Consider the following 547-nt stretch of genomic DNA (forward strand, 5'->3'; position numbering starts at 1 on the left):
GAGCTAAAAAAGATAAAGAAGATCGTAGAAATTTAATTAATAATTTTATTAAAAAACAAAACTCACAAGGTGTTGTTACTGCTGATAATATTATTGGAATAAAGAAATATAAATTCTATAAAAAAGTTGGAAAAATGGAATTCACTTTAGATTACAGCAAAATTTTAGAAGATGAAAAATTTGATGGATATTATGTTTATGAAACATCAAGAATGGATTTAAAAGCTGCTGATATCATCGAAATTTATCATAAACAATGACAAATTGAAGAGAATTTTAGAACACTAAAAAGCGCTCTAAGAGTCAGACCAGTTTATGTTTGAACAGATAAACATATTAAAGGACACTTTATTCTATGTTTTATATCACTTATAGTTCAAAAGTATTCTATATATTTAGTTAATAAATACTATAAACAAAATGGAGAAGTTAATTTCATGACAAATGATAAATTTAGTGATGCAATTAATTCAAAACTAAGCTGTAATGAAGTTTTAGATGGAAAAATAATAAGAACATTCAGCATAAACTCCTCTTCAAATGAAAA

At 24.1% G+C, this 547-nt stretch carries 1 protein-coding gene; it reads left to right on the forward strand.

The annotated features are described in order from the left end of the window. On the forward strand, positions 1-547 hold a 547-nt coding region (locus QMA87_RS01295; protein ID WP_283833710.1), incomplete at both ends, for an IS1634 family transposase.

The sequence above is a fragment of the Mycoplasma phocimorsus genome (assembly GCF_030077875.1).
Lineage (GTDB): Bacteria > Bacillota_I > Bacilli_A > Mycoplasmatales > Metamycoplasmataceae > Mycoplasma_H > Mycoplasma_H phocimorsus.